We start from the raw sequence: 22,002 nt of genomic DNA on the forward strand, positions 1-22,002 counted from the left end.
GGATCAGCCTCCCTGGACCGCGGTGAGCACCTCGACGCGGTCACCGTCGCCGAGGGGGGTGAGGGGCCAGCGGGTGCGCGGCACCACGGTCTCGTTGACCGCGGCGGCGACACCCGCCGGCGCCTTGGACAGGGTCGCGACGAGCCGGTCCAGGGTGAGGCCGGCGGGGACGTCGCGGGACTCGCCGTTGACGGACACGGATACGGTCGGGGCGCTCATACGGGCTGCTCCTGTGGGGCGCGGGCGCTTTCCGGCCGCGCACCGGCGGTGGCGGAGAAGCGCGCGGGGGAGAAGGGGCGGGCCTCTTCCGGGAGGTTTCCGGTGGCCAGTACCTCGGCCATCGCGTCGCCGGTGACCGGGGTCAGCAGCACCCCGTTGCGGAAGTGGCCGGTGGCCAGGTGGAGGCCGGGCAGCGCGGTCGGGCCCAGCATCGGGGCATTGTCCGGCGAGGTGGGACGCAGGCCCGCGCAGGTCTCGACGAGCGGCAGCTCGGTGATGCCGGGGACCAGCTCGTGCGCGTCCCGCAGCAGCTCGTAGACCCCGCCGGCGGTGACGGTGGTGTCCCAGCCCAGCTCCTCGCTGGTGGCGCCGACGACCAGTTCCCCGTCTTCCCGGGGCACCAGATACAGCGGGCCGCCGCGGACGACCGCCCGTACGGTGCGCGACAGCAGGGGCGAGCCCCCGCGTGGCGGCTCCGGCATGCGCAGCCGCAGCACCTGGCCCTTGACCGGGCGCACCGGCGGCAGCACCTCCTCGGGGACACCGGCAAGCCGCCCGCTGTGACTGCCCCCGGCCAGCACGACCTGGCCGGCCGACAGGCGGGTGCCGTCGGCGAGCCCGGCGCCTGCCGCCCGGCCGCCCTGGACCGTCAGCCGCTCCGCCCAGCTGCGGTGGAAGGCCACCCCGGCGCGTTCGCAGGCGATCAGCAGGGCGCTCGCCAGCCGGCGCGGGTCCACCTGGTGGTCGCCGTCCACCCGCAGACCGCCGCGTACGCCGGGCGCGAGCATCGGCTCAAGACGGCGGCACTCGCGCCCCGTCAGCCACTGCGAATCCAGCCCCGACCGGGTCTGCAGCGCGTGCAGCTCGCGGAGGTGGGCGCGGTCGTCGGCGTCCAGGGCGACGGCGAGGGTGCCGCACCTGCGGTAGCCGATCCGCTGCCCGCTGGACTCCTCCAGCTCGGCCGCGAAACGCGGATAGCGCTCCGCGGAGGCGACGTTGAGCCCGAGCAGGGTCTGCTCGCCGTAATGCAGCTCGGTGACGGCGGCGAGCATGCCCGCGGCGACGCGGGCGGCCCCACCGCCGGGCGCGGGGTCGGCCACGGCGGCGCGCAGCCCGCGGCCGGCCGCCCGCCAGGCGGTGACCAGTCCGATGATGCCGCCCCCGATGACGAGGACATCGGGGTGCGTGTCCGCAGGAGCCGATGGTGTGGCAGGTGGATGCATGGGCGTCCAGCCCCTCCCTTCGCCGGCATGACCCGGATCAGGTTCGTACGGTCGGAGGCCGGCCAGCCTCCCTCTCAGCCCGGTGCGTCCGGGCTCCCGCGAGTGCGTGTACCCGTCACCCTAATACGCGCCCGCGACACGTCGTAAGGGAGCGCCCCCGGGCCTTCGGCGGGCCGGCCTACCCGCGAGCGCCCCGGTGACGCTGTGTCAGAGATCTCCTTGCGCGCTGCTGCGAACGGCGCGACCCGCCGTCCTAGAGTGATCGGGTGAGCGAGCAGAGCAAGTCCTCCCAGGCCCCTGACCGCACGCCGCGCGTGGTGATCGTCGGCGCGGGAATCGCGGGTGTGCAGACCGCGGTCGCGCTGCGCGAACAGGGCTGGCGCGGCGCGATCACGCTGCTCGGCGACGAGCCCCACCAGCCGTACGACCGGCCCCCGCTGTCCAAGGCGGTGCTGCTCGGCAAGGCCGACGGCTCCGCCTTCGACGTCGACTTCCCCGCCCTCGGCATCGATCTGCAGCTCAGCAGGCCGGTCACCGGCCTGGCGCCGGACGCCCATGTCGTCGAGACGGCCGACGGGCCGGTGCCGTACGACTACGCCGTGATCGCCACCGGCGCCGATCCGATCCACCTGCCGGGCGGTGAGTCGCAGCCGGGCGTCCATCTGCTGCGCACCCTCGACGACGCGGAGCGGCTGCGGCCGGTGCTGGCCGCCGGGAAGCGCATCGTCGTCGTGGGGGCCGGCTGGATCGGTGCCGAGTTCGCGACCGCCGCCCGCGAGTCCGGCTGCCCGGTCACCGTCGTCGAGGCGTCCGACCGCCCGCTGGCCGGTGCGCTGCCCGCCGAGGTCGCAGGCCACATGACCAGCTGGTACACCGAGGCGGGGGCCGAGCTGCGCACCGGCGTACCGGTCGATTCCGTTCGGCCGGGCGCGGTCGAGCTGGCGGACGGCACGACGCTGCCCGCCGACGCGGTGGTGGTCGGCATCGGTGCCAGGCCGGCGACCGGCTGGCTGGGCGGTTCGGGAATCGAGCTGGCCCCGCAGGACGGCTCCGTGGTGGCCGACAAGTGGCTGCACACCTCCGCCCCCGATGTGTTCGCGGTCGGCGACTGCGCCTCCTTCCCGTCCGCCCGCTACGGCCGCCGGCTGCTGATCCACCACTGGGACAACGCCCTCCAGGGCCCGCGCACGGTCGCCGAGAACATCGCCCGCGGCGCCGCGCCCGGCATGGTCTACGACCCGGTCCCGTACTTCTGGTCCGAGCAGTTCGGCCGGTTCGTGCAGTACGCGGGCCACCACCCGGCGGCCGACACGCTGGTCTGGCGCGGCGATCCGGCCGGCGCCGCATGGACGGTGCTGTGGCTGCGCGAGGGCGCCCTGGTGGCGCTGCTGGCCGTGGGGCGCCCCCGGGACCTCGCGCAGGGGCGCAAGCTCATCGAGCGCGGCACGAGGCTGGATCCCGACCGTGCGGCACTGGCCTCCGTACCGCTGAAATCGGCGGCCCGGTAGCGGGCGGATCGGGGCGCTCACCGGGCGCCGCGCCGCCGGAGGAGGGCCGGGCCACCAGGCGGGGCGGCCCGCGCGGCTCACCCAGCGGTGTGCCCGCGGGGCCCTTACGGCGATGCCCGGCTACCGGCTGTCAGTGCGAGGTGGCACGCTTGTCCTGTGACCGAGATTGACGCAAACATCGATGGACTCGTCCCCGCCTGGCTCACCCTCCCCGACATCGCCGAAGAGTTCGACCTCGAGGTGACGCGCGTCCGGCAGCTGGTCAAGGAGGGCCAGCTGATCGCGGTGCGCCGCGGCGAGAACAGGGCACTGCACGTGCCGGCCGACTTCATCAAGGACGGCAAGATCGTCAAGGGCCTGGTCGGGACCCTGACCCTCCTGCGCGACGACGGCTTCGCCGACGAGGAGATGCTGGAGTGGCTCTTCACGCCCGACGAGAGCCTGCCCGGCACCCCGGCGCAGGCGCTGCGCGAGAATCGCGGCACGGAGGTGAAGCGCCGCGCTCAGGCGCTCGCCGTCTGACGCACCGGCGCGAACACGCGCACATCAGCACACACCAGCATCCGTAACCGCATCCGAGGGGTGTACGGGCCGGACCGTCCGGCCCGTACACCGCCGACCTGGGGGGACACCGCCCGATGGACACCGCACGACAGGCCCTGGCCGACGCCCGGCTGTATCTGTGCACGGACGCCCGCAAGCGGCAGGGCGACCTCCCGCAGTTCCTGGACGCGGTGCTCTCCTCCGGTGTGGACATCGTCCAGCTGCGCGACAAGGGCATGGAGGCGGCCGAGGAGCTCGACCACCTCGAAGTCCTCGCGGACGCCTGCCGGCGGCACGGCAAGCTGCTGGCGGTCAACGACCGCGCGGACGTCGCCCACGCCGCCGGCGCCGAGGTGCTGCATCTGGGACAGGGCGACATCCCGGTGCCCGCGGCCCGCGCCGTCCTCGGCACGGGCGTGCTCATCGGCCGCTCCACCCACGCCGAGGCAGAGGTGGACGCCGCGATCGCCGAACCGGGCGTGGACTACTTCTGCACGGGGCCGTGCTGGCCGACGCCCACCAAGCCCGGCCGCCACGCCCCCGGCCTCGACCTGGTCCGCCACACCGCCTCCCGCGCCCCCGAGCGCCCCTGGTTCGCGATCGGCGGGATCGACGCCGACAACCTGGACGAGGTGCTGGATGCCGGCGCGCGGCGGATCGTGGTGGTCCGCGCGCTCACCGAGGCGGACGACCCCGCCGCGGCGGCCGCGTCGCTGGCGAAGCGGGTACGCGCCCGGGACGTGTGAGGCTCGGGCACACCGCAGGCGCGGAACCACCGCGCCGCGTGCCCTGTTCCAGGTGGCGCCGCTTCTTTCAGGACGCGCGGATGGCCGGGAGATGTCCAACCAGTGGACATGAAACCGGCTTACCAGGCATAACGCCGGTGCCGGTTGGAGTGTGACCGGCCGGTGGTTAACCTGCCCGTATGGCCCTAGGTACAGCTTCCACCAGGACTGATCGCGCACGGACTGTGCGCGAGCTGCTGGCTTCCGGCAAGCAGTCGTATTCGTTCGAGTTCGCCGCCCCGAAGACCGAGAAGGGCGAGCGGACCCTGTGGAACGCCATTCGCCGGATCGAGGCCGTCTCCCCGACCTTCGTCTCCGTGACGTACGGCGCCGGCGGCACCTCCCGTGACGGCACGGTGCGCGCCACCGAGCGCATCGCCACGGACACCACCCTCACCCCGGTCGCCCACCTGACCGCGGTCAACCACTCCACGGCCGACCTGCGCAACATCATCGGGCAGTACGCCGGTGCGGGTATCCGCAACATGCTCGCGCTGCGCGGGGACCCGCCGGGCGACCCGATGGGCGAGTGGGTGCGGCACCCCGACGGTGTGGGCTACGCGGCCGACCTCGTCCAGCTGATCAAGGAGTCCGGCGACTTCTGCGTCGGCGTGGCCGCCTTCCCCGAGATGCACCCGCGCTCGGCGGACTGGGATTCCGACATCGCCCACTTCGTCGACAAGTGCCGGGCCGGCGCGGACTTCGCCATCACGCAGATGTTCTTCTACCCGGAGGACTACTTCCGGCTGCGGGACCGCGTCTCGGCGGCCGGTTGCTCGACGCCGATCATTCCCGAGATCATGCCGGTCACGAACGTGCGCCAGATCGAGCGTTTCGCGCAGCTCAGCAACGCGGCCTTCCCGCCGGAGCTGGCCGAACGCATCCTTGCCGTCAAGGATGACCCGGCCGCTGTACGCTCCATTGGCATCGAGTACGCAACGGAGTTGTGTGCGCGCTTGATGGCCGAGGACGTTCCCGGGTTGCACTTCATTACCCTGAACCACTCCACGGCGACCCTGGAAATCTACGAGAATCTGGGGCTGCACCAGCAGTCCTGATGACGGTGGCCGGAAAGCGGCGGAAGAGGGGCGTATATGGGCTGGACGGTCCTCTACATCGCATTCGGCCTCGTCGCGCTGTGGCTGCTGGGTGAGGTCCTGCTCCAGTACAAGGCCCGGCTGCGCTGGCGGCTGCTCGCCTTCGCGGGCTTCCTCGGCGTGGTTCTCGGGGTCGTCATCCCCTCGGTGATCGTGATCGCGTTGGGTGCCATCGCCTTCGCGGTCGGGCAGACGAACGTCACGCTCTCCTTCCGCCGGGGCTTCTCCACGGGCTGGGCGCTGGGCGGCAAACCGGGCGAGAGCCGGCGGCGCAGGGCCCGGTCCGCCGCGGCGCCGGCCGCCGAGCCGACCTTGCAGGTGTCCGATCTGGAAGCGGTGCCCGTCGGCGACGGCGCGGCTGGCGGCGACGCGGGCGGCTACGCGCCGCAGCACGGCGCCTACGCGGGACCGAACGGCCAGGACGCCTACCAGGACCAGAACGTCTTCACGGGCGCGTACGGCGACGACACCCTGAACGGCCCCTTGGTCCAGGAAACTTACGCCGGCGACGGGTCCTACGGCCCCGGTGACGGCTACCGCGCGCAGGACCCCTACCAGGACCAGCAGACCTACGCCGGCCAGGACGCCTACGCGCGTCACGACACCGCCGTCTACGCACCGCAGCCGCTGCCCGACGAGACCGGTCAGTACGGCATCTACAGCCCCGACGCCCGCACCTCGCAGGCCGATTACCCCGACTACCCGGGCTACGACGCCTACGGCAACCCCGTCGGCAACGGGAACGGCGACGGCAACGGCTATGGATACGGCGGCAGTTACGGTCAGCCCGCCGCCGGCCAGGACGCCTACGCCGATCCGTACGGCGGGTATGGCGGGTACGGCGAAGGCCAGGGGCAGCAGACGCCCTATTCCGACCCGTACATCGGCACCCAGCAGTACTCCGCGCCGTACGACCCCTACGCGCAGCCGGATCCCTATGGCGGGTCGCCCTATGGGGAGCAGTACGGCCAGCCGTCCGACGGGCAGGGGCAGCAGCTGGGCCAGGACTACGGGCAGGGCTACGGCACGACACCGCCCGGTGGGGTCTGGGTGCCGCAGCAGCGCGACGGGGAACTCCCGCCCGAGCAGCCGCCCTACCCGTCGAACTCGCCGCAGGGCTACGACGAACAGCACTACCGCTACTGAGCCACTGCCGCTGACGAGCCAGTGCCACTACTGAGCTGCCGCCGAGGCGGTGTTCCGGCGCTCACGTTTCGACGGGTGAGCTCCGACGGCCGGCGCGAGCACGCCTCCCTCAGCGTCAGGTCGAGCCGCGCCAGTCGTCGCCGTTCACGATCAGGCCCGCGACGATCGCACCGGACATGCCGGCATGCGCAAGGCCGCCGCCCGGGTGCGACCAGCCGCCGACGGCGTAGAGCCCGGGGACGCGGGTGCGGTTGGCGGGCCGCAGGAAGCGGCCGTCCGCGCCGGCAAGTGCCGGTCCGGGCACCCGCGCCTCCGCGCCCGCCGGCAGGATCTCCCGCCACAGCAGCCGCTCCCGCAGCCCGGGCACCGCGGCCTCGGCGATCTCCGTCAACCGCTCGGCGAAGGACTCCGCCCACCCCGGCCCGGCGGGCGTCTCCGCCCGGAGGGGAGCGGCGACGGTCGCGGTGAGCGTCACGGCCTCGTGGTCGTCATCCGGCCGGCAGCCGGGGTCGTCCGGCCGCAGGACCGTCACCGTCGGGTCGGTGCACGCACCGTCCCGCGACGCGTCCTCGCCGAACACCGCGGACAGTTCGGCCCCGCGGTCCGCGGTGTGCACGACCGTGCGGTGCACGGCGTCCTGCGGGCGGCGGCCGCTCAGCGCCAGGGCGACGGTGAACCGACCCGGGGCGCGCGCCTCCGCGGTGCCGCCGGGACGGACATCGTCGTCACCCCAGGGCAGTCCGCCCCGCAGCATCGGCTCAAGGAGGGCCGGGGCGACACCGGCCACGACGACATCCGCCTCCTCCACCCGGCCGTCGGCGAGTTCGACGCCCGCCGCCCGGCCGTCCTTCTCCACGATCCCGGTCACCTCGGCCCCGAAGGTGAACTCCACCTTGCGGGCCGTGCAGCGCGCGAACAGGGCGTCGGCCAGCGCGCGCATGCCGCCGCGGACGTACCAACTCCCGAAGGTCTCCTCCATGTAGGGCAGCACGGCCGCGCTCGCCGGAGCGCTGCGCGGGTCGAAGCCGTACGCCGACGCATGGTTCTCCAGCAGCGCGACGAGCCGCGGATCGGCCAACTCGCGGCGGGCGACGGCGGCGAGCGTCGCCGTCGTCGAGCCCTTGCCCCGCCCGAACAGGCCGCGTCTGCGCACCGCCGGATACGGGTCACGCCCGAGCACCCGCCAGTCCGGTCGCAGCGGCTCCTCCAGCAACGGCCGGCGGGTGGCGTCCCAGGTCTCGCGGGCGCGGCCCATGTACGCACTCCAGCGCTCGCCCGCGCCGGCGCCCAGCGCGGTGTCCAGCGCCTCGACCACGCCGGCCCGTGAGGCGTTCGGCAGCGAGACGGCGGTGCCGTCCGCGAAGACATGGCGCACCGCCGGGTCGACCTGTGTCAGCTCGACGCAGCGCTCCAGCGGCTCACGGCCGGTCTTGACGAACAGGTCGCGGTAGACGGCCGGCAGATGCAGCAGGCCGGGGCCCGTGTCGAAGGCGAAGCCGTCCTTCTCGAACCGCTGCAGCGCGCCGCCGTGCGTCGCGCCGCGCTCGAACACCGCCACCCGGTGGCCCGCGACGGCCAGCCGGGCAGCGGCCGCCATCGCGCCCATCCCGGCGCCGATCACCGCAATACGTGCCATGCCTGCGACTTTATCCGGCCCCTCCGACAACGCCCGCACGGCCGGTGGTTCAGCTGGTTCAGCCCGGTGGCGCCGCGCCCCGCACCATCGCAGGCTGCCGCTTCGCCGCGCGCCGCTCGCGCCGGCCCCGCAGATAGCGGCGGATCCGCGACCACAGGAAGATCACCACGGTGGCGCCCGCGACCAGCAGCGCGGCGGCGATGAGCGCGGCGGCCAGCGGATGGAACACCGCGAAGACGATGACCCCGGCGACGCCCAGGTCCTCGACCACGCTCAGCACGATGTTGCTCGCGGGCTCCGGCGAGGTGTTCACCGCGATCCGGGTGCCCGCCTTGACCAGATGGCTCAGCAGGGCCGTGGAGCCGCCCACCGCGCCCGCCGCCAGCTCGGGAAGCGATCCGTCGTGCCCGGCCAGCAGGGCCGCCACCACCGCACCGGCGACCGGCCGGATCACCGTGTGCACGGCGTCCCACACCGAGTCCACGTACGGGACCTTGTCGGCGACCGCCTCGCAGAGGAACAGCAGCCCCGCCACGATCAGGACATCGGGCCGCTGGAGCGCCGCGGGGACGTCGTCACCGACCCCGGTCGCGCCGAGCAGGCCGAGGAGCAGGACGACGGCATAGGCGTTGATCCCGCTCGCCCAGCCACTGGTGAACACCAACGGGAGTACGGACACACGGGCGATCGTAGGGCAGCCCTGGTGCGCGGTGCTCAGCTTTGAGTATCCGTACTCAGGCCCCGAGATGAGTAGGTACGCGGATGGGCCGGCGGCCCCGCGGAAGGAAGAGTGGGGACCACGGAAGGGAAGCGGCGCCGCACCGCCGACACGGGGCGGCGGAACGGCGCGGCTCCCGGACGTGACGGGGGAAGTACGGGGGCTCCACGGGGGAGCACGGGGGAGCACGGGGGAATCGCTGTCCTGGTCGGATCGATGGGGGAACGATCCGCGCCAGGGCAGCGCTCTCTTTTGTGCCGGGCACCCGTACGGTGCGCGCCGTACCTGGCCGTACGGCGCGCACTGGCGTCACCCGCCCTCAGGCGGGGCGGCCGCTGACCCGCCCCTGGAGCAGTCGCGACAGCGACGCGTGGACATCGTCGATCGACCGGTCCGGCTGGTAGGACTGCCAGTCCAGAGCGGCCACCAGCACCATGCCGAACAGCGCGGACGCGGTGAGCGGGATGTCGATGTCCTCGCTCAGCTCCCCACCGGCGACGGCCTCCCGCAGGACGCCCTCCACCACCGTGATGGCCCGCTCACGCACCACCATCAGGGTCGACTGCCAGGCGCGGTTGGTGCGCCACAGCTCCGCGACGTAGAGCTGGGTGAGCGCCGGGTAGCGGGAGATGAAGTCCAGACCGGCCCGGATCATCGCGTCCAGCGCGTCGATCCGGGTGCCGCCCCGGTCGGCGACCTCCTCGGAGGCCGCCTGCAAGGAGGACGCCAGCAGTTCGATGCCGTGCCGGAGCAACTCCTCGAAGAGCACGTTCTTGCTGGCGAAGTTGTAGTAGACGGTGCCCTTCGCGACGCCCGCCCGCTCGGCGATCTCGTCCACCGTGGTGGACGAGAAGCCCTGTTCCGCGATGAGGGTGACCGCGGCGTCGAAGAGTTTGCGCCGGGTGGCATCGCGGCGTGTAGTGGAGCTGTCCATGGGGGCGATTGTGCCGGTCCCCGCGGTGTGATGCGCGCCGCGCGGCTGCTCCGGCAGGGCCGTGGCGGGCGACGGACGGGAGTTCACAGGCTCAACTCCGGGTGCAGATCCTTCATTCGCACGACCTGCCGCCCGCGGGCCGACAGGGACGTCAGCGCGAGCGCCCCGGCGGTGAACGCCAGCAGCACCAGACTGCCCTGCCACACCGGTTCCAGGCCGCCGCCCGTGATGAGCCGGCGCAACCCCTCCACGACGTAACTCATCGGCAGGAAGGGATGGATGGCGCCGAAGAAGCCGGGGCTGGTCTGCACCGGGTACGTGCCCCCGGCCGACGTCAGCTGAAGCATCAGCAACGCCAGCACCAGGATCCGCCCCGCGGGCCCGAACTGGGCGTTCAGCCACTGCACGATCGCCGAGAAGCAGGCCGTCACCAGGACGAGGAAGCCGACCGTGCCGGCCGCCCGCACCATCTGCAGACCGAGCGCGAAGTGCAGCACGGACATCAGGGCCGCGGTCTGCAGCACCCCGAGGGCGAACACCGGCAGCCAGCCGGAGACCGCCACCCTCCAGGAGGACGCGCCCATCGCCAGGGCCCTGCGGTTGAGCGGCTTGATCAGCATGTACGCCACCATCGCGCCCACCCACAGCGACAGCGGGATGAAGTACGGGGCGAAGCCGGTGCCGTAATTCGGCGCCCGGTGGGCGGAGTCGGACGCCAGCTGCACCGGGTCGGCCATCACCCGGGTGCGTGCGTCGCGCTCCTTCTTGTCGTAGTCGGGAATCCGCGCGGCCCCGTCGTGCAGCCCGCCGGCCAGCTTCGACGAGCCGTCGGACAGTTTGAACATGCCGCCGTCCAGCGTCTGCGCGCCGTCCTTGAGCCTGCCCACACCGGAGTCGAGATCGCCCGCACCGGTGGCCGCCCGGCCGGTGCCGTCGTGCAGGTCGCGGGCGCCGTCGGCCACCTTGTCCGCGCCGTCGGCGAGCTTGTCCGTGCCGGCCGCCAGCTTCTGCGCGCCCGCGGAGACCTTGTGCGCACCGTCGTTGAGGTCGTTGATCTTCTTGACCGCGGCGTCCATGTCCGCGCCGAGGGTCGGGCCGTGTGCGGCCAGCTCGGCGGCCAGGGAGTGCAGGGTGTCCAGGTCCTTGCCGAGCCGGTCCAGATTCTTCTGGTCGTGGACGTACCCGCTGACCTCCTCGGCCTTGTCCGCCGCGGTCGCCGCCTGCTCCTTGATCTGCTTCAGCTCGGCGCACGAGACGTCGAGGCTCACCCCGCCCTCGCAGCGCAGGCGGTAGAAGGTGGCCAGGTGATCGGAGATCCCCCGGGAGAGCCTTGCCCCGGAGTCGGCCGCCGCGGGCAGCTTGTCCAGGTGGTCGTTGATCGCCTGCGAGCCGTCGGCGACGAGCTGCGCCGCCTCGCCGATCTCCTTGCCGTGGGCCCGGATGAACGGCCCCACCTTGCCGTCGATGCGGTTGACCGTGTCGGCGAGCTGCTGGGTGCCGTCGGCCACCTGCCCGGATCCGTCGGCGAGCTTGTGCGAGCCGTCGGCCGCCGTGCCGGCGCCGCGGGCGAGATCCGAGCTGCCCCGGGTGAGCCGCCCGGCGCCCGCGTCGAGGTCGCCCAAGCCCTTGACCAGCTCACCACTGCCGTTCTTGGCGGTGCCCAGTCCGTCGGACAGCTTGCCGGTGCCGTCCTTGGCCCGGCCGATGCCGTCCTCCAGCTTGTCGGCGCCGTCCGCGGCCTGTTCGGTCTTGCCGTGCAGCGTGGAGAACGAGACGAAGATCTTGTCGAGGAAGGTGCGGGAGGACTTCGTGGACGCCGCCGAGCGCACCTCGGAGAAGACCGTCCGGGAGATCTGCCCGACGATGTAGTTGTTGGCGTCGTTCGTCCGCACCTTGAGGGCGCCGGTCTCCGGGTTGTCCCCGGAGCTGGAGGCGATCCGCCGGCTGAAGTCCTTCGGGATCGACAGCGAGAGGTAGTACGAGCCCTCCTCGACGCCCTGGTCGGCGTCGTCCGCGTCCGCGGTACGCCAGTCGAAGGTGTCGCTGTCGCGCAGCCCGTCGACGATGCTGTCGCCCGCCGAGATCCGCTTCCCGTCGACCTCCGCGCCCGTGTCCTCGTTGACCAGCGCCACCGGTATCCGGTCCAGCCGGCCGTACGGGTCCCAGAAGGACCACAGGTACAGGGCGCCGTACAGGAGCGGCAGCAGCAGAAGGGCGGCCAGCGCGGCGCGCGGCAGCTTCCCCCGGCCGAACCGCTTCAGCTCAAGAGCGGCGAGCTTCGGCGAGCGCATCGGCGCTGGTCCCCTCGGTGTCGTCGTGTGTGTGGTCCGCGGTGGCGTCGGTGCCCTCGGCCTCCGGGGCCGGGGCGGCGTCCGCCGCCGCGTCGGTGCCGGTGGTGGCACCCGTGCCGGCGGTGGTCGTGCCGGTGTCGGGGGTGACCGGGCCGTCCGCCGGGGCGTTCGGCTCCTGTCGGCCGGTGCGTACCAGCACCAGGCCGGCGGCGTCCTCCGGCGGCTCGCTGCACACCGCGACGACGGTCGTGCCGGCCGCCGCCAGGCTGCCCAACAGCGCCCAGGCCGCCGCCCGGTCGCCGTCGGAGAGCTTCAGGTCGGTGTCGTCCACGGCGAGCAGCCGGGGACCGCCGATCAGCGCGAGCGCGACGGACAGCCGCAGCGCCTCCAGCCGCTCCAGATCACGCACGGACGTCCGGATCCCCTTGGGCAGCGCGTCCAGATCCAGGCCCGCCGCTTCGAGCGCGGCGTCCACCAGGGCACGGGCCTGCGCCCTGCGTTCCTTGCGCGGCCGCAGCAGTCCGCGCAGCGCACCACCGAACCGGCCCTGGAGCAGGGCGCGTTCGCGAAGATGCTCGCCCACCGTCAGCACCGGATCGAGTTCGGCGACCCCCGGCACATGGGCGAGCGCGGTGACGGACCGGACGGCGGCCATCTTCCTGGGCAGCGGCAGGCCGCCGATGTCCGCGGTGCCCGCGGCGGACTTCATCCGGCCGGTGAGTGCGAGCAGCAGGCACGTACGGCCCGAGCCCGAAGGTCCCTGCACCGCGATCAGCGAACCGGGTTCCGCCGCGATGTCGATGCCCTGGAACGCCCATCCGCGGGGGCCCTTTACCCCGAACCCCGCGGCCGTGACCGACGCCCCGTGCGGGGTGCTGTCCACGATCCCCTCCTTGAACTGACTGGTCAGTTCAAAAATATGCACCCCGCACCCACTTCCGCAAGGGGGTGGGGGGAACCTGGCGGGATTCCGTCCCCTTTCCGAAGAAAGGGCAGGTCAGCGCCGATTGTCAGTGCCGTACCCCACGATGGGGTCATACGGTCCCGAACCGGCATGCGACGACAGGAGGTTCGTCATGGCAGCTCGTCCCACAGCGGGCAGCTCCGCTGCGTACGGTCCCCCGAGTGATGTCCACCCCGTCCTGAGGCGGACAACAGCGCCACCCGCCGCTCTCGACCTGCTCACGCAGGCCCAGCACGGTCTCGACGAAGCGCATACCCTCGAATCCGCCAATGAACGGTTCGCCACGGCCCATCTGGCCGCGCTGCGTACCGCGGCCGCCGTTCTCGCCGTGCGCGGCAGGCCCGAGAGCACCATGCGCCGCAGGCAGCGTATCCGCAGCGCTTGGGAGGTCCTCCCCGAGGTCGCTCCCGAACTCTCCGAATGGAGCGCCCTGTTCGCCGCCGGCGCCGCCCGCCGCGCCAAGGCCGAGGCGGGCATAGCGGGCGCGGCGAGCAGCCGCGACGCGGACGACCTGCTGAGGGACGTCGCCATGTTCCTCCGCCTCGTGGAGCGGATGCTCCTCCTCCAGCCCTCCCTGCCACCCCAGCGAGCCGGCTGACGGGGCGGAGCGGTCGGATCGGCCGCATTCGCCGGAGTGGCCGCAGCGGCCGGAGTGGCTGGAGTGGCTGGACTGCGGTTGATGGGGGCTTGGCGGAGGGGGGTGACCGGGGGAGGGGGCGATCGCGGGCGACGTGCGGGGCGGTGCATGGGTCGGCGTCTTGGGGCGTGACGTCCGGCGGCTGAGCGACCGCGGGGTGCGTCGGGGGATCGTCCCCGGTGTACGTCGGCGGGAGCTGACCGACCCTGGCGGTGCGCCGTGCGCGGCTCACCGGCCCGGGTTGGGCGTCCTGCGCGGGGCCGGAGCCTCGGGCACTGAGGTGGGGGACCCGAGGTGCGGGCCCGAGGCCCGAGCCGAGGGGGAGCCCGAGGTGCGAGCCCGCGAGGGGCGGGGCATGCGCGGGGCGCCACGTGCGGGGTACGGCGTGGCGCCTGACGTGGTCTGACGTGGACCGACTCGGTCTGAGAGGGCTGGCATGGGCGCTGGCGTGGGCTGACTCGGCCTGGCGTGGGCCGGGATGGGCCCTGGCAGGGCCTGGCGTGGGCTTCACGCCTTGGCGCGGGCCTGACGCCTCGATGCGGGGCTGGCGTGTGCGCGGGGTCAGAGCGGTGGTGGGGCGGGGTGGGTGGGCGCGGGGGGGAGAGAGGGAGGGGGGAGAAGAGCTAGGGGGGAGAAGAGCTAGGGGGGAGAAGAGCTGGCGGAGGCGGTCCGGCGGGAGGCGTCGCGCGGGGCTTCGAGGTGCCCTGCCCCCACCGCGTGCTCGCCCACTGCCCGCCCGCTCACGTTCGCCCTGCCACTGCCACTGCCACTGCCACTGCCGCTGCCGCTGCCGCTGCCACTGCTCCTGCCCCTGCCCTCTGCCTTCGGGTGTGCCCGCTGCCCGCCGCCCGCTGTTCGGTCTGCCCAGAGGCTGGCCCCGTGGCCCCGTGGCCCCGTGGCCCGGTGGCCCGCAGCGTCGTGGCCCCGCGCCCGATCGCCCGCCACGTCTGCGGGTCACCCGTTCCCCCTGCGGGGCACCCGTTTCCCCTGCGGGTCACCCGCTCCCCCCTGCCGGCCCCCTGCGGGCCACCCGCCCCAGCCGGTCCACCCGGCCCCCGTATGCCCGTCGTCCCTGCTGCCCGTGTCATCCCAGATGGGGGCATGGGCGGCACGGAGGGCGCCCCAGGCGGCGGACGGCGCGGAACGCAATAGGGTGGTGGGCGCCTGGACCGTTCATGCCCCCTCCGAGGAGCCACCCGCCGTGTCTGACCCGCTGCGCCCGCGCGCATCCCTTCGTACCGCCGTGGTCTGGGAGGTCCTCAAGGACGCCCTGGAGGGCCGGGTCAAGGCCGCCGGGCGCGACGCCCTTGACGTCCTCGACACCGGTGGGGGCACCGGCAACTTCGCCGTACCGGTGGCCCGCCTCGGCCACCGCGTGACGGTCGTCGACCCGAGCCCCAATGCTCTCTTCGCCTTGGAGCGCCGGGCCGCGGAGGCGGGCGTCGCCGACCAGGTGCGCGCCGTGCAGGGCGACGCCCACGGGCTGTTCGACGTCGTCGAGCGGGGCGGCTACGACGCCGTGCTCTGCCACGGCGTGCTGGAGTACGTCGACGACCCGGCGGAGGGCGTGCGCAACGCCGTCGCCGCGCTGCGTCCCGCCGGGACCCTCAGCCTCCTCGCCGCCGGCCTCGGCGGCGCCGTCCTGGCCCGCGCCCTTGCGGGGCACTTCGACGAGGCCCGGCAGGCCCTCACCGACCCGGCCGGACGCTGGGGCGAGGGCGACCCGGTGCCGCGCCGTTTCACTGCCGAGCAGCTCACCGACCTGGTCTCCGCCACCGGCCTGCAGGTCGGCGCCGTGCACGGCGTCCGGGTCTTCGCCGACCTGGTCCCGGGGGTGCTCGTCGACACCGAACCGGGTGCCATGGAGGCGCTGCTGAAGCTGGAAGCCGAGGCCGCGGAACAGCCCGCCTTCCATGCCGTCGCGACCCAGCTGCACGTCCTCGCCGAGCGCGACTGATCTACCCGCTCCGCGCGCTCGGCGCGTGCAGTCGGCCACAGGCCACCCGATCAGCCCCTTCTCCCCGTATGATCGGGGTACGACGTTCCGGCATGACGGATAGGCGGGTGGGGAATGCAGGCAGCATCACCACGTGCCGCCGTGGCGGCCCGGACTGTGAAGTGGCGTAGAGGGGCGGGTTTCACGGGGGCGATTCCCTGCCTATCCTGAAAGGGTCGCACCCGGTCGCCCCCCGCGACCGACGAGTAGGAGGACTCCGTGCCGCTCTCGGAGCACGAGCAGCGCATGCTCGAGCAAATGGAGCGAGCGCTGTACGCCGAAGATCCCAAGTTCGCGACAGCGCTTGAGGGAAGCGGGCTGCGTACGTACACCCGGCGACGGGTCTACCAAGCGGTCGCGGGCTTCCTGGTGGGTATCGCGCTGCTCATGGCCGGAATGGTCGCGCAGCAGATCTGGATCAGTGTGGTGGGCTTCCTCGTCATGCTCGGCTGCGCGGTGCTGGCAGTCACCGGATGGCGTAAGGCCCCCAAACCGGGTGAGCAGCAGTCCGGCGCGGGTTCCAAAGGCACGCCCGGCGCGCCCACGGGCCGCCAGGCCAGGCAGCGGCGCTCGATGATGAATCGCATCGAGGACCGCTGGCAGCGTCGCCGCGACGAACAGGGCCACTGACCCCTACTTTTCGCCTTCTTTCGCGCCTCTCAGCTCTACGTGCCGCGGCCGCCCGACAGGATCGGGCGGCCGCGGCACGTTGTTTTGGGCCCGAGGTGTCCCACGCGCCTCCGGGCCCCCGTCCCCGCCAACCGAAACGCTTGTTGGGGCTCACGCGTCCCCGGGAAGGCACCTCGTCGATGGCTACGGGCGGACGGGCGACCGGCGACGGGCTCGGTGGCCGGTCTTGAGCAGCCGGCGGAAGGGCGGGCCTGCAGCAGGCGGCTCGGGGCCTTGTCCCCACCCGTCTGCCTGGTGATCAGCGCAAGCCGCCACGGCCCGCCTCGCACTCGGGCGCAGCCTCGGCTCAGTACGCCCGAGCGGCTCGGCCGGGCCCGTCCCGCTCGGTTTGTAGCACGGCACTCCGGGGGTGCTTCGGCTTGACCGATGTCCCGAACGCGGAGCACCCGGCTTCCCGCCCGCCCGCCCGACCGCCCGCCGCGCCGCCCCGACCGCCCGCCTGTGCCCCGTGCTACCGCCGCTCCCCGTGGAGGCTGCGCGCCCCAGCCCCCAGCACCACCGCCCGCACCCGCGCCAGGCGAACTTGAACGGGACCAGCGCCTGTCACCTGCCGCCCCAGGGGCCACCCCAATCCGACGTCGGGGGGCCGGCAGGGACCTGAATGGCCCCAGGCCGGCCGCCCAGCCTCGTCGCACCCCTTCGCAGCTCCTAGGCCCGCTGCCGGCGCGGACGCAGGGCGGCTGCCGTGCGGCGGGCCCTGGTGACCGGGCGGCTGGTGGCGCAGCGGGCGAGGAGCGTCGTCCAGCGGGCGGATACGGCCCACAGCAGGCGTATCGCGGAGCGCGGGGCGAGCAGGGCGCGCAGGCGCATGCCGCGGCTCGCCTCGGCCCGCAGTCCGGCCCGTACTTCCTCCACGGCCGCGACGAGGCCGGTCGCCGGCAGCGGCTGCGGGGCGTACAGAACCTGTTCGACGGCCGTGGCCACCCGCTGGGCGGCATCGGCCGCGCCGGGTGCCAGCTTCCCGATGCGGACGATCCGGGTGGCCGCTCTGCGCGGGGTCAGGGACTCGTCGGGCAGGATGCCGAAGTCCCACGCGGTGTCGAGCAGCTCCCGCCACGCCGCGAGGGTGCGGGCCGCGATATCTCCGCCGAAGCCGTCCCCCGCCAGCCTCCGCCCCCGTCTGCGCACCCGCCACACGAGCGGGACGAGGGGCAGCAGCAGGGCGAGTGCGGCGCCGATCGCGATACCGATGACCGCCGGGACCGACAGTCCGGAGGACGGCGGGCGGGGGCCCGATTCCGCCGGCACGGTCACACACCCCGTCGTCGCCCCGTTCTGCTCCTGGTCCGGGCCGCAGGACGGCTCGGTGGACGGCTCCTGCGACGGGGCGTCGGACGGGGCCGTGTCGGGGGCCGGGTCGACGGGATCGGCCGCGCCGGAGTTGTCGGGGTAGGTGTAGTCCGGGATGCTGCCCCGGCTCGGGGTCGGCTCGAAGCGGGTCCAGCCGATACCTGCGAAGTAGAGCTCCGGCCAGGCGTGCGCGTCCTTGAGCCCTACGGACGTCGTCCCGTCGGGCTGTTTGGTGCCCGGGGTGAAGCCGACGGCGACCCGGGCCGGTATGCCCAGAGTTCGCGCCATCGCCGCCATCGAGAAGGAGAAGTGGACGCAGAAGCCCTCCTTCTGTTCCAGGAACCGTGCGATGGCCTCGGAGCCGCTGCCGGCACGGACGTCGGTGTTGTAGCTGAAGCCGCCGTCGAGGGAGAACCACTCCTGGAGCTTCACGGCCTTGGCGTACGGCGTCGGGGCGCCCCTGGTGACCTGCCGGGCCGTGGCCCCCACCACGGGCGGCAGGGAGCGCGGCACCTTGGTGTACTCCCGCCGCAGCGCGGCGGGCGGTGACGGCGCGGCGGACAGCTGCCGGGCGGTGGGCCGCACCTGGAGGCTCTCGACCTGATACTGCACGCCTCGGGTGTTCTGGCCGCGGTCGCCGACGAGGGTGCGGCCCGCCGGCTCGAAGCGCCAGCGCCCGGGGATGTCCACCTTGGCCGCCGGGTAGGGGAGCGGCAGCCAGTTCTGCGCGTACCACTCGGCGGTGGAGATGGAGGTGTTGATCCGGTCGACGGTCACCCGGGAGGAGAGTCCGGGCGGGGCGGGCAGCTCGTCCGGGACGTCGGTGACCGTGCGCTCGGACGGCTTCCAGGCCGTGCCGTCGAACTGGTCGAGGGCGACGATCCGCAGATACAGGTCGCTGGTGTTGTCCGCGGTCGTGCGGTAGTTGAGGACTTCTTTGTCCGACGGTTGGTTGAGGCTGTTCTGGAGTGACACCAGGGGATTCACGGCGGAGATCGTGCCTCCGCCGCCTCCGGGGCCCCCGGCGCCGCCGGCCGGGCCGAGCAGCCCCCCGCCCAGTGAGGGCAGCGCGGCGGGCACGACCAGCGAGATGCCGAGCACCAGCGCGCCGATCCGGCGGCCCGTACGGACCGGGGCCGTCGCCGGACCGTCGACCCCGGATACGGGGCCCTGCCTGCCGACCTGGCCGGGCCCGCCCGTCCCGCCGAACACGCGCCCCCACTGCGAGAGCCGGTCGCGGCCCTCGGCGAGAAGCAGCAGCAGATAGCCGGTGGCCGCGACCAGGAACCACAGCCAGCCCGCGCCGCCCTGGGACAAGCCCGCCGCCACCGAATAGAGCGCGAGCAGCGGAAGCCCCGCGGGCGCCGCACTGCGGTAGGTGACCGCCAGGGCGTCCACGATCAGGCCGATCACCAGCACTCCGGCGATCAGCAGCAGCCGGATGCCGGGAGTGACGGGGGCGGGGATGGCGTACCGCCCGACGTCGTGGACGCCGTCCCGCACCAGCTGAGCGAAGGCGGTGACCGCGTCCGGCCCGGGCAGCAGCCCGAGGACCGCCTGGTCGCGGGCGCAGAGCAGGGTCAGCAGCAGCACGCCGACCAGCGCCTGCGCGCCGATGGTCAGGGGCCTGGCCAGGGGCACCCGCCGGGTCAGCGCGCCCACGGCGGTCATGATCGCCAGCAGGATCGCCGCCTGGATCATCCAGGTGACCGGATCCACCAGCGGCAGCAGCGCGCAGGCCGCCGCCAGCGTCGCCACCATCGCGCACAGCGCCAGTCGCGCCCGGCCGCTCATGCCCTGCCCCCTGCCGCCGTCCGCGGAGCCGTCGCCGCGGTGGTGGAAAACCCGGCCTCCGCTCTCGGCTCGGGGTGCACCCCGGCCCGGTCCGCGGACCGCCAGAGGTCGGCCAGGGAGGTTCCCGGGGCCACCGGCAGCGCCGTCCAGCCCGCCTCGCGGAGCATCCGCAGCCGGTCGGCCGACCGTACGCCGCCGTCGGAGAACCGGAATCCGCCCACCCCTCGGGACCAGGCGTCCCCGTCCAGGACGAACGCGACGGCCGTGCCGCTGCGCTGCCGCATCCGCGCGGCGACCGCCGCCTGCTCCTCGTCCAGCTCGCCGAAGAAGCCCACCAGCAGCCCTTCCGTGCCGCCGCGCAGGGCGTCGTAGGCCGCGGAGAGGCCGCCCTCCTCGGATTGCTCCACCATGGCGAGGGTGTCGAGGAGCAGGCCCGCGGCGTCTGCGGCCTCGGTGCCGCCGGCACCGTCCGGGCCGGGCACCGCGGTGCCGGTGTCGGTCAGCAGCCGCACGGAGAACCCGCGTTCCAGCAGGTGCAGGGCCATCGAGGCGGCGCCTGCGACCGCCCACTCGAAGGGCGAGTCGGGCCCGGTCCCCGCATGCGCGCTCAGACGCGTGTCGAGAAGCACCGTGCAGCGGGCCTTCTGCGGCTGCTCCTCCCGGCGGACCATCAGTTCGCCGTGGCGCGCGGTGGACCTCCAGTGGACCCGCCGGAGGTCGTCGCCGTGGCGGTAGCCGCGGGGGATGAGGTCGTCCTCGCCGGTCAGGGCGGGCGAGCGCTGCCGCCCGTCGCCGTAGCCGGCCGCCTCGCCGGCGAGCCCGACCGCTGGCAGCGGCTCGACCCGCGGTACGACCGTGAGGGTGTCGAAGGTGGTGAAGGAGCGGGTCAGTTCGCACATACCGAACGGGTCGGAGAGCCGCAGCTGGAGCGGTCCCAGCTCGTAGCGTCCGCGCAGGTCGGAGCGGACGCGGTAGGAGACCTCGCGGAGCCCGCCGGCCTCGACCCGGTCCAGGATGAAGCGCGGCCGTGGCCCCAGGACGTAGGGGACGCGGTCCTGGAGCATCAGGACGCCGGTGGGCAGCCGCGAGACGTTCTCCAGGCGCAGCCCGACGCGGGTTTCGGACGCCGCGGAGACCCGCGCGGGGGAGAGCGACCGGCTGCCGGCGATGCGGTAGCGGGTGCGGTGCAGCACGACGACGCACACCAGGGGCAGGGCCGCGAGCAGCAGCCCGACCCGCAGCAGATCGGCCTGCCCGAGGAGGTAGGAGCACAGCGCGGCGGCTATGCCCGCCGCCAGGAACGACCTACCGCGGGTCGTCATCCCCCGGAAGGCCGCCCGGAGTCCGCTCCGCTCCGGCATCCCTTCCCTCCCCCCGTCGGACATCACAACCCCCGGGCGCCGGGAGGCTGCTGACCGCGCATCTGCCGCCACGGCTGGGCGGTCGGCTCGGGCACCGGGACCCGCTGCAGGATCTCCAGCACGAGCTGCTCGGCCGTACGGCGGTTCAACTGGGCCTGCGCGGTGGGCAGCAGCCGGTGCGCTAGCACCGGCACCGCCAGCGCCTGGACATCGTCGGGCAGGGCGTACTCCCGGCCGGAAAGCGCTGCCGCGGCCTTCGCCGCCCGCAGCAGATGGAGCGTCGCACGGGGCGAGGCCCCCAGTCGCAGCTCGGGGTGGGTGCGGGTGGCGGCGACCAGGTCGACGGCGTATCTGCGCACCGCCTCCGCGGTGTGGACCGTACGCACCGCGTCGATCAGCTTCAGGATGTCGTGGGCGTGGGCGACCGGCTGGAGGTCGTCCAGGGGCGAGGCGCCGCCGTGCACATCCAGCATCTGCAGCTCGGCCGCCGGGCTCGGATAGCCGATCGACACCCGGGCCATGAAGCGGTCCCGCTGCGCCTCGGGGAGGGGGTAGGTGCCCTCCATCTCCAGTGGGTTCTGCGTCGCGACCACCATGAAGGGGCTGGGCAGCTCATAGGTCTGCCCGTCCATGGTGACCTGCCGCTCCTCCATCGACTCCAACAGGGCCGACTGGGTCTTGGGCGAGGCCCGGTTGATCTCGTCGCCGATCACGATCTGCGCGAAGATCGCGCCCGGCTTGAACTCGAAGTCCTTGCTCTGCTGGTCGAAGATGCTGACACCGGTGATGTCGGACGGCAGCAGGTCGGGCGTGAACTGGATGCGCCGCACCGAGCAGTCGATGGACCGGGCCAGCGCCTTGGCGAGCATGGTCTTGCCCACGCCGGGCACGTCCTCGATGAGCAGATGCCCCTCGGCGAGCAGCACGGTCAGCGAGAGCCGTACGACCTCCGGCTTGCCCTCGATCACAGCCTCCACCGACCGGTGAACCCGCTCCGCCGTGGTGGTCAGATCGCTCAGGCTCGCTCGTTCGTCATACGTCGTCACTCGGCCCTCCTCGGCCCCTTCCCCGAGCTCACCTGGAGCAAAGGGGATTCCCCACTTCCGGGCCGGTGTCCTCTGTGCGGACCCGGCCCGCCCCGAAAGTGCCCGCCGCGCCGGCCTCGGCCGA

At 73.4% G+C, this 22,002-nt stretch carries 18 protein-coding genes and 1 riboswitch; of the genes, 8 read left to right on the forward strand and 10 right to left on the reverse strand.

Annotated features, from left to right (window positions below; genetic code table 11):
• Nucleotides 1-3: 3 nt before the first annotated feature.
• Together thiS and thiO are read right to left on the reverse strand one after the other, a co-directional pair.
• Entirely contained in the window at nt 4-219 is a 216-nt protein-coding gene (thiS, locus tag QOM21_RS26775) for a sulfur carrier protein ThiS (protein ID WP_398556122.1), read from the reverse strand.
• Nucleotides 216-1,442: a glycine oxidase ThiO gene (gene thiO / locus QOM21_RS26780; protein WP_407553566.1), complete on the reverse strand. Its 1,227-nt coding sequence runs from the start codon at nt 1,440-1,442 to the stop codon at nt 216-218. The genes thiS and thiO overlap by 4 nt, the downstream gene beginning before the upstream one ends.
• A riboswitch (TPP riboswitch) is annotated at nt 1,440-1,552 on the reverse strand. It overlaps the preceding gene by 3 nt.
• Nucleotides 1,553-1,708: 156 nt before the next feature.
• Here thiO and QOM21_RS26785 point away from each other — a divergent pair.
• The 5 genes from QOM21_RS26785 (at nt 1,709) to QOM21_RS26805 (ending at nt 6,521) form a co-directional block, all read left to right on the forward strand.
• Complete coding sequence (locus QOM21_RS26785) at nt 1,709-2,950, forward strand: NAD(P)/FAD-dependent oxidoreductase (protein WP_407553567.1); 1,242 nt, start codon at nt 1,709-1,711, stop codon at nt 2,948-2,950.
• A gap of 156 nt (nt 2,951-3,106) precedes the next feature.
• On the forward strand, nt 3,107-3,472 hold the full coding sequence (locus QOM21_RS26790; protein WP_407553568.1) for an Rv2175c family DNA-binding protein: 366 nt from the start codon (nt 3,107-3,109) through the stop codon (nt 3,470-3,472).
• 116 nt (nt 3,473-3,588) lie between these two features.
• Nucleotides 3,589-4,239: a thiamine phosphate synthase gene (gene thiE / locus QOM21_RS26795; protein WP_407553569.1), complete on the forward strand. Its 651-nt coding sequence runs from the start codon at nt 3,589-3,591 to the stop codon at nt 4,237-4,239.
• Nucleotides 4,240-4,418: 179 nt separating this feature from the next.
• Nucleotides 4,419-5,336 (forward strand): methylenetetrahydrofolate reductase [NAD(P)H], encoded by a 918-nt coding sequence (gene metF, locus QOM21_RS26800; protein WP_407553570.1) that lies wholly within the window; start codon nt 4,419-4,421, stop codon nt 5,334-5,336.
• Nucleotides 5,337-5,372: 36 nt separating this feature from the next.
• Entirely contained in the window at nt 5,373-6,521 is a 1,149-nt protein-coding gene (locus QOM21_RS26805; RefSeq protein WP_407553571.1) for a hypothetical protein, read from the forward strand.
• Between the two features lie 115 nt (nt 6,522-6,636).
• Here QOM21_RS26805 and QOM21_RS26810 read toward each other — a convergent pair whose 3' ends face one another.
• The 5 genes from QOM21_RS26810 to QOM21_RS26830 all read right to left on the reverse strand — a co-directional run bounded on the left by QOM21_RS26810 (nt 6,637) and on the right by QOM21_RS26830 (nt 12,983).
• Complete coding sequence (locus QOM21_RS26810; protein ID WP_407553572.1) at nt 6,637-8,157, reverse strand: phytoene desaturase family protein; 1,521 nt, start codon at nt 8,155-8,157, stop codon at nt 6,637-6,639.
• Between the two features lie 58 nt (nt 8,158-8,215).
• Nucleotides 8,216-8,836: a DUF4126 domain-containing protein gene (locus tag QOM21_RS26815; protein ID WP_407553573.1), complete on the reverse strand. Its 621-nt coding sequence runs from the start codon at nt 8,834-8,836 to the stop codon at nt 8,216-8,218.
• A 358-nt stretch (nt 8,837-9,194) separates the two neighbouring features.
• Nucleotides 9,195-9,809: a TetR/AcrR family transcriptional regulator gene (locus QOM21_RS26820; protein ID WP_407553574.1), complete on the reverse strand. Its 615-nt coding sequence runs from the start codon at nt 9,807-9,809 to the stop codon at nt 9,195-9,197.
• Between the two features lie 83 nt (nt 9,810-9,892).
• Nucleotides 9,893-12,100, reverse strand: a complete 2,208-nt coding sequence (locus tag QOM21_RS26825) for a YhgE/Pip family protein (protein WP_407553575.1) — start codon at nt 12,098-12,100, stop codon at nt 9,893-9,895.
• Nucleotides 12,072-12,983: an ATP-binding cassette domain-containing protein gene (locus QOM21_RS26830; RefSeq protein ID WP_407553576.1), complete on the reverse strand. Its 912-nt coding sequence runs from the start codon at nt 12,981-12,983 to the stop codon at nt 12,072-12,074. The genes QOM21_RS26825 and QOM21_RS26830 overlap by 29 nt, the downstream gene beginning before the upstream one ends.
• A gap of 193 nt (nt 12,984-13,176) precedes the next feature.
• Here QOM21_RS26830 and QOM21_RS26835 point away from each other — a divergent pair, with 193 nt between their 5' ends.
• From QOM21_RS26835 to QOM21_RS26845, 3 genes are all read left to right on the forward strand, one after another.
• Nucleotides 13,177-13,662 (forward strand): SAV_6107 family HEPN domain-containing protein, encoded by a 486-nt coding sequence (locus tag QOM21_RS26835; RefSeq protein WP_407553577.1) that lies wholly within the window; start codon nt 13,177-13,179, stop codon nt 13,660-13,662.
• Nucleotides 13,663-14,902: 1,240 nt separating this feature from the next.
• Nucleotides 14,903-15,658, forward strand: coding sequence for a methyltransferase (locus QOM21_RS26840; RefSeq protein WP_407553578.1), 756 nt, complete (start codon nt 14,903-14,905; stop codon nt 15,656-15,658).
• Between the two features lie 258 nt (nt 15,659-15,916).
• A complete protein-coding gene (locus tag QOM21_RS26845) occupies nt 15,917-16,327 on the forward strand; it encodes a DUF3040 domain-containing protein (protein WP_407553579.1) in 411 nt (136 codons plus the stop codon).
• A 708-nt stretch (nt 16,328-17,035) separates the two neighbouring features.
• Here the strand turns inward: QOM21_RS26845 and QOM21_RS26850 are convergent.
• The 3 genes from QOM21_RS26850 to QOM21_RS26860 are packed head-to-tail and all read right to left on the reverse strand — an operon-like array spanning nt 17,036 to nt 21,878.
• Nucleotides 17,036-19,471 (reverse strand): DUF3488 and DUF4129 domain-containing transglutaminase family protein, encoded by a 2,436-nt coding sequence (locus QOM21_RS26850; protein WP_407553580.1) that lies wholly within the window; start codon nt 19,469-19,471, stop codon nt 17,036-17,038.
• Nucleotides 19,468-20,856: a DUF58 domain-containing protein gene (locus QOM21_RS26855; RefSeq protein ID WP_407553581.1), complete on the reverse strand. Its 1,389-nt coding sequence runs from the start codon at nt 20,854-20,856 to the stop codon at nt 19,468-19,470. Before QOM21_RS26855 ends, QOM21_RS26850 begins: the two co-directional genes overlap by 4 nt.
• Nucleotides 20,856-21,878: an AAA family ATPase gene (locus tag QOM21_RS26860; RefSeq protein WP_407553582.1), complete on the reverse strand. Its 1,023-nt coding sequence runs from the start codon at nt 21,876-21,878 to the stop codon at nt 20,856-20,858. Before QOM21_RS26860 ends, QOM21_RS26855 begins: the two co-directional genes overlap by 1 nt.
• Nucleotides 21,879-22,002: the final 124 nt, after the last annotated feature.

Origin of the sequence: Streptomyces sp. Pv4-95, assembly GCF_045782725.1 — a bacterium.
Classification (GTDB): domain Bacteria; phylum Actinomycetota; class Actinomycetes; order Streptomycetales; family Streptomycetaceae; genus Streptomyces.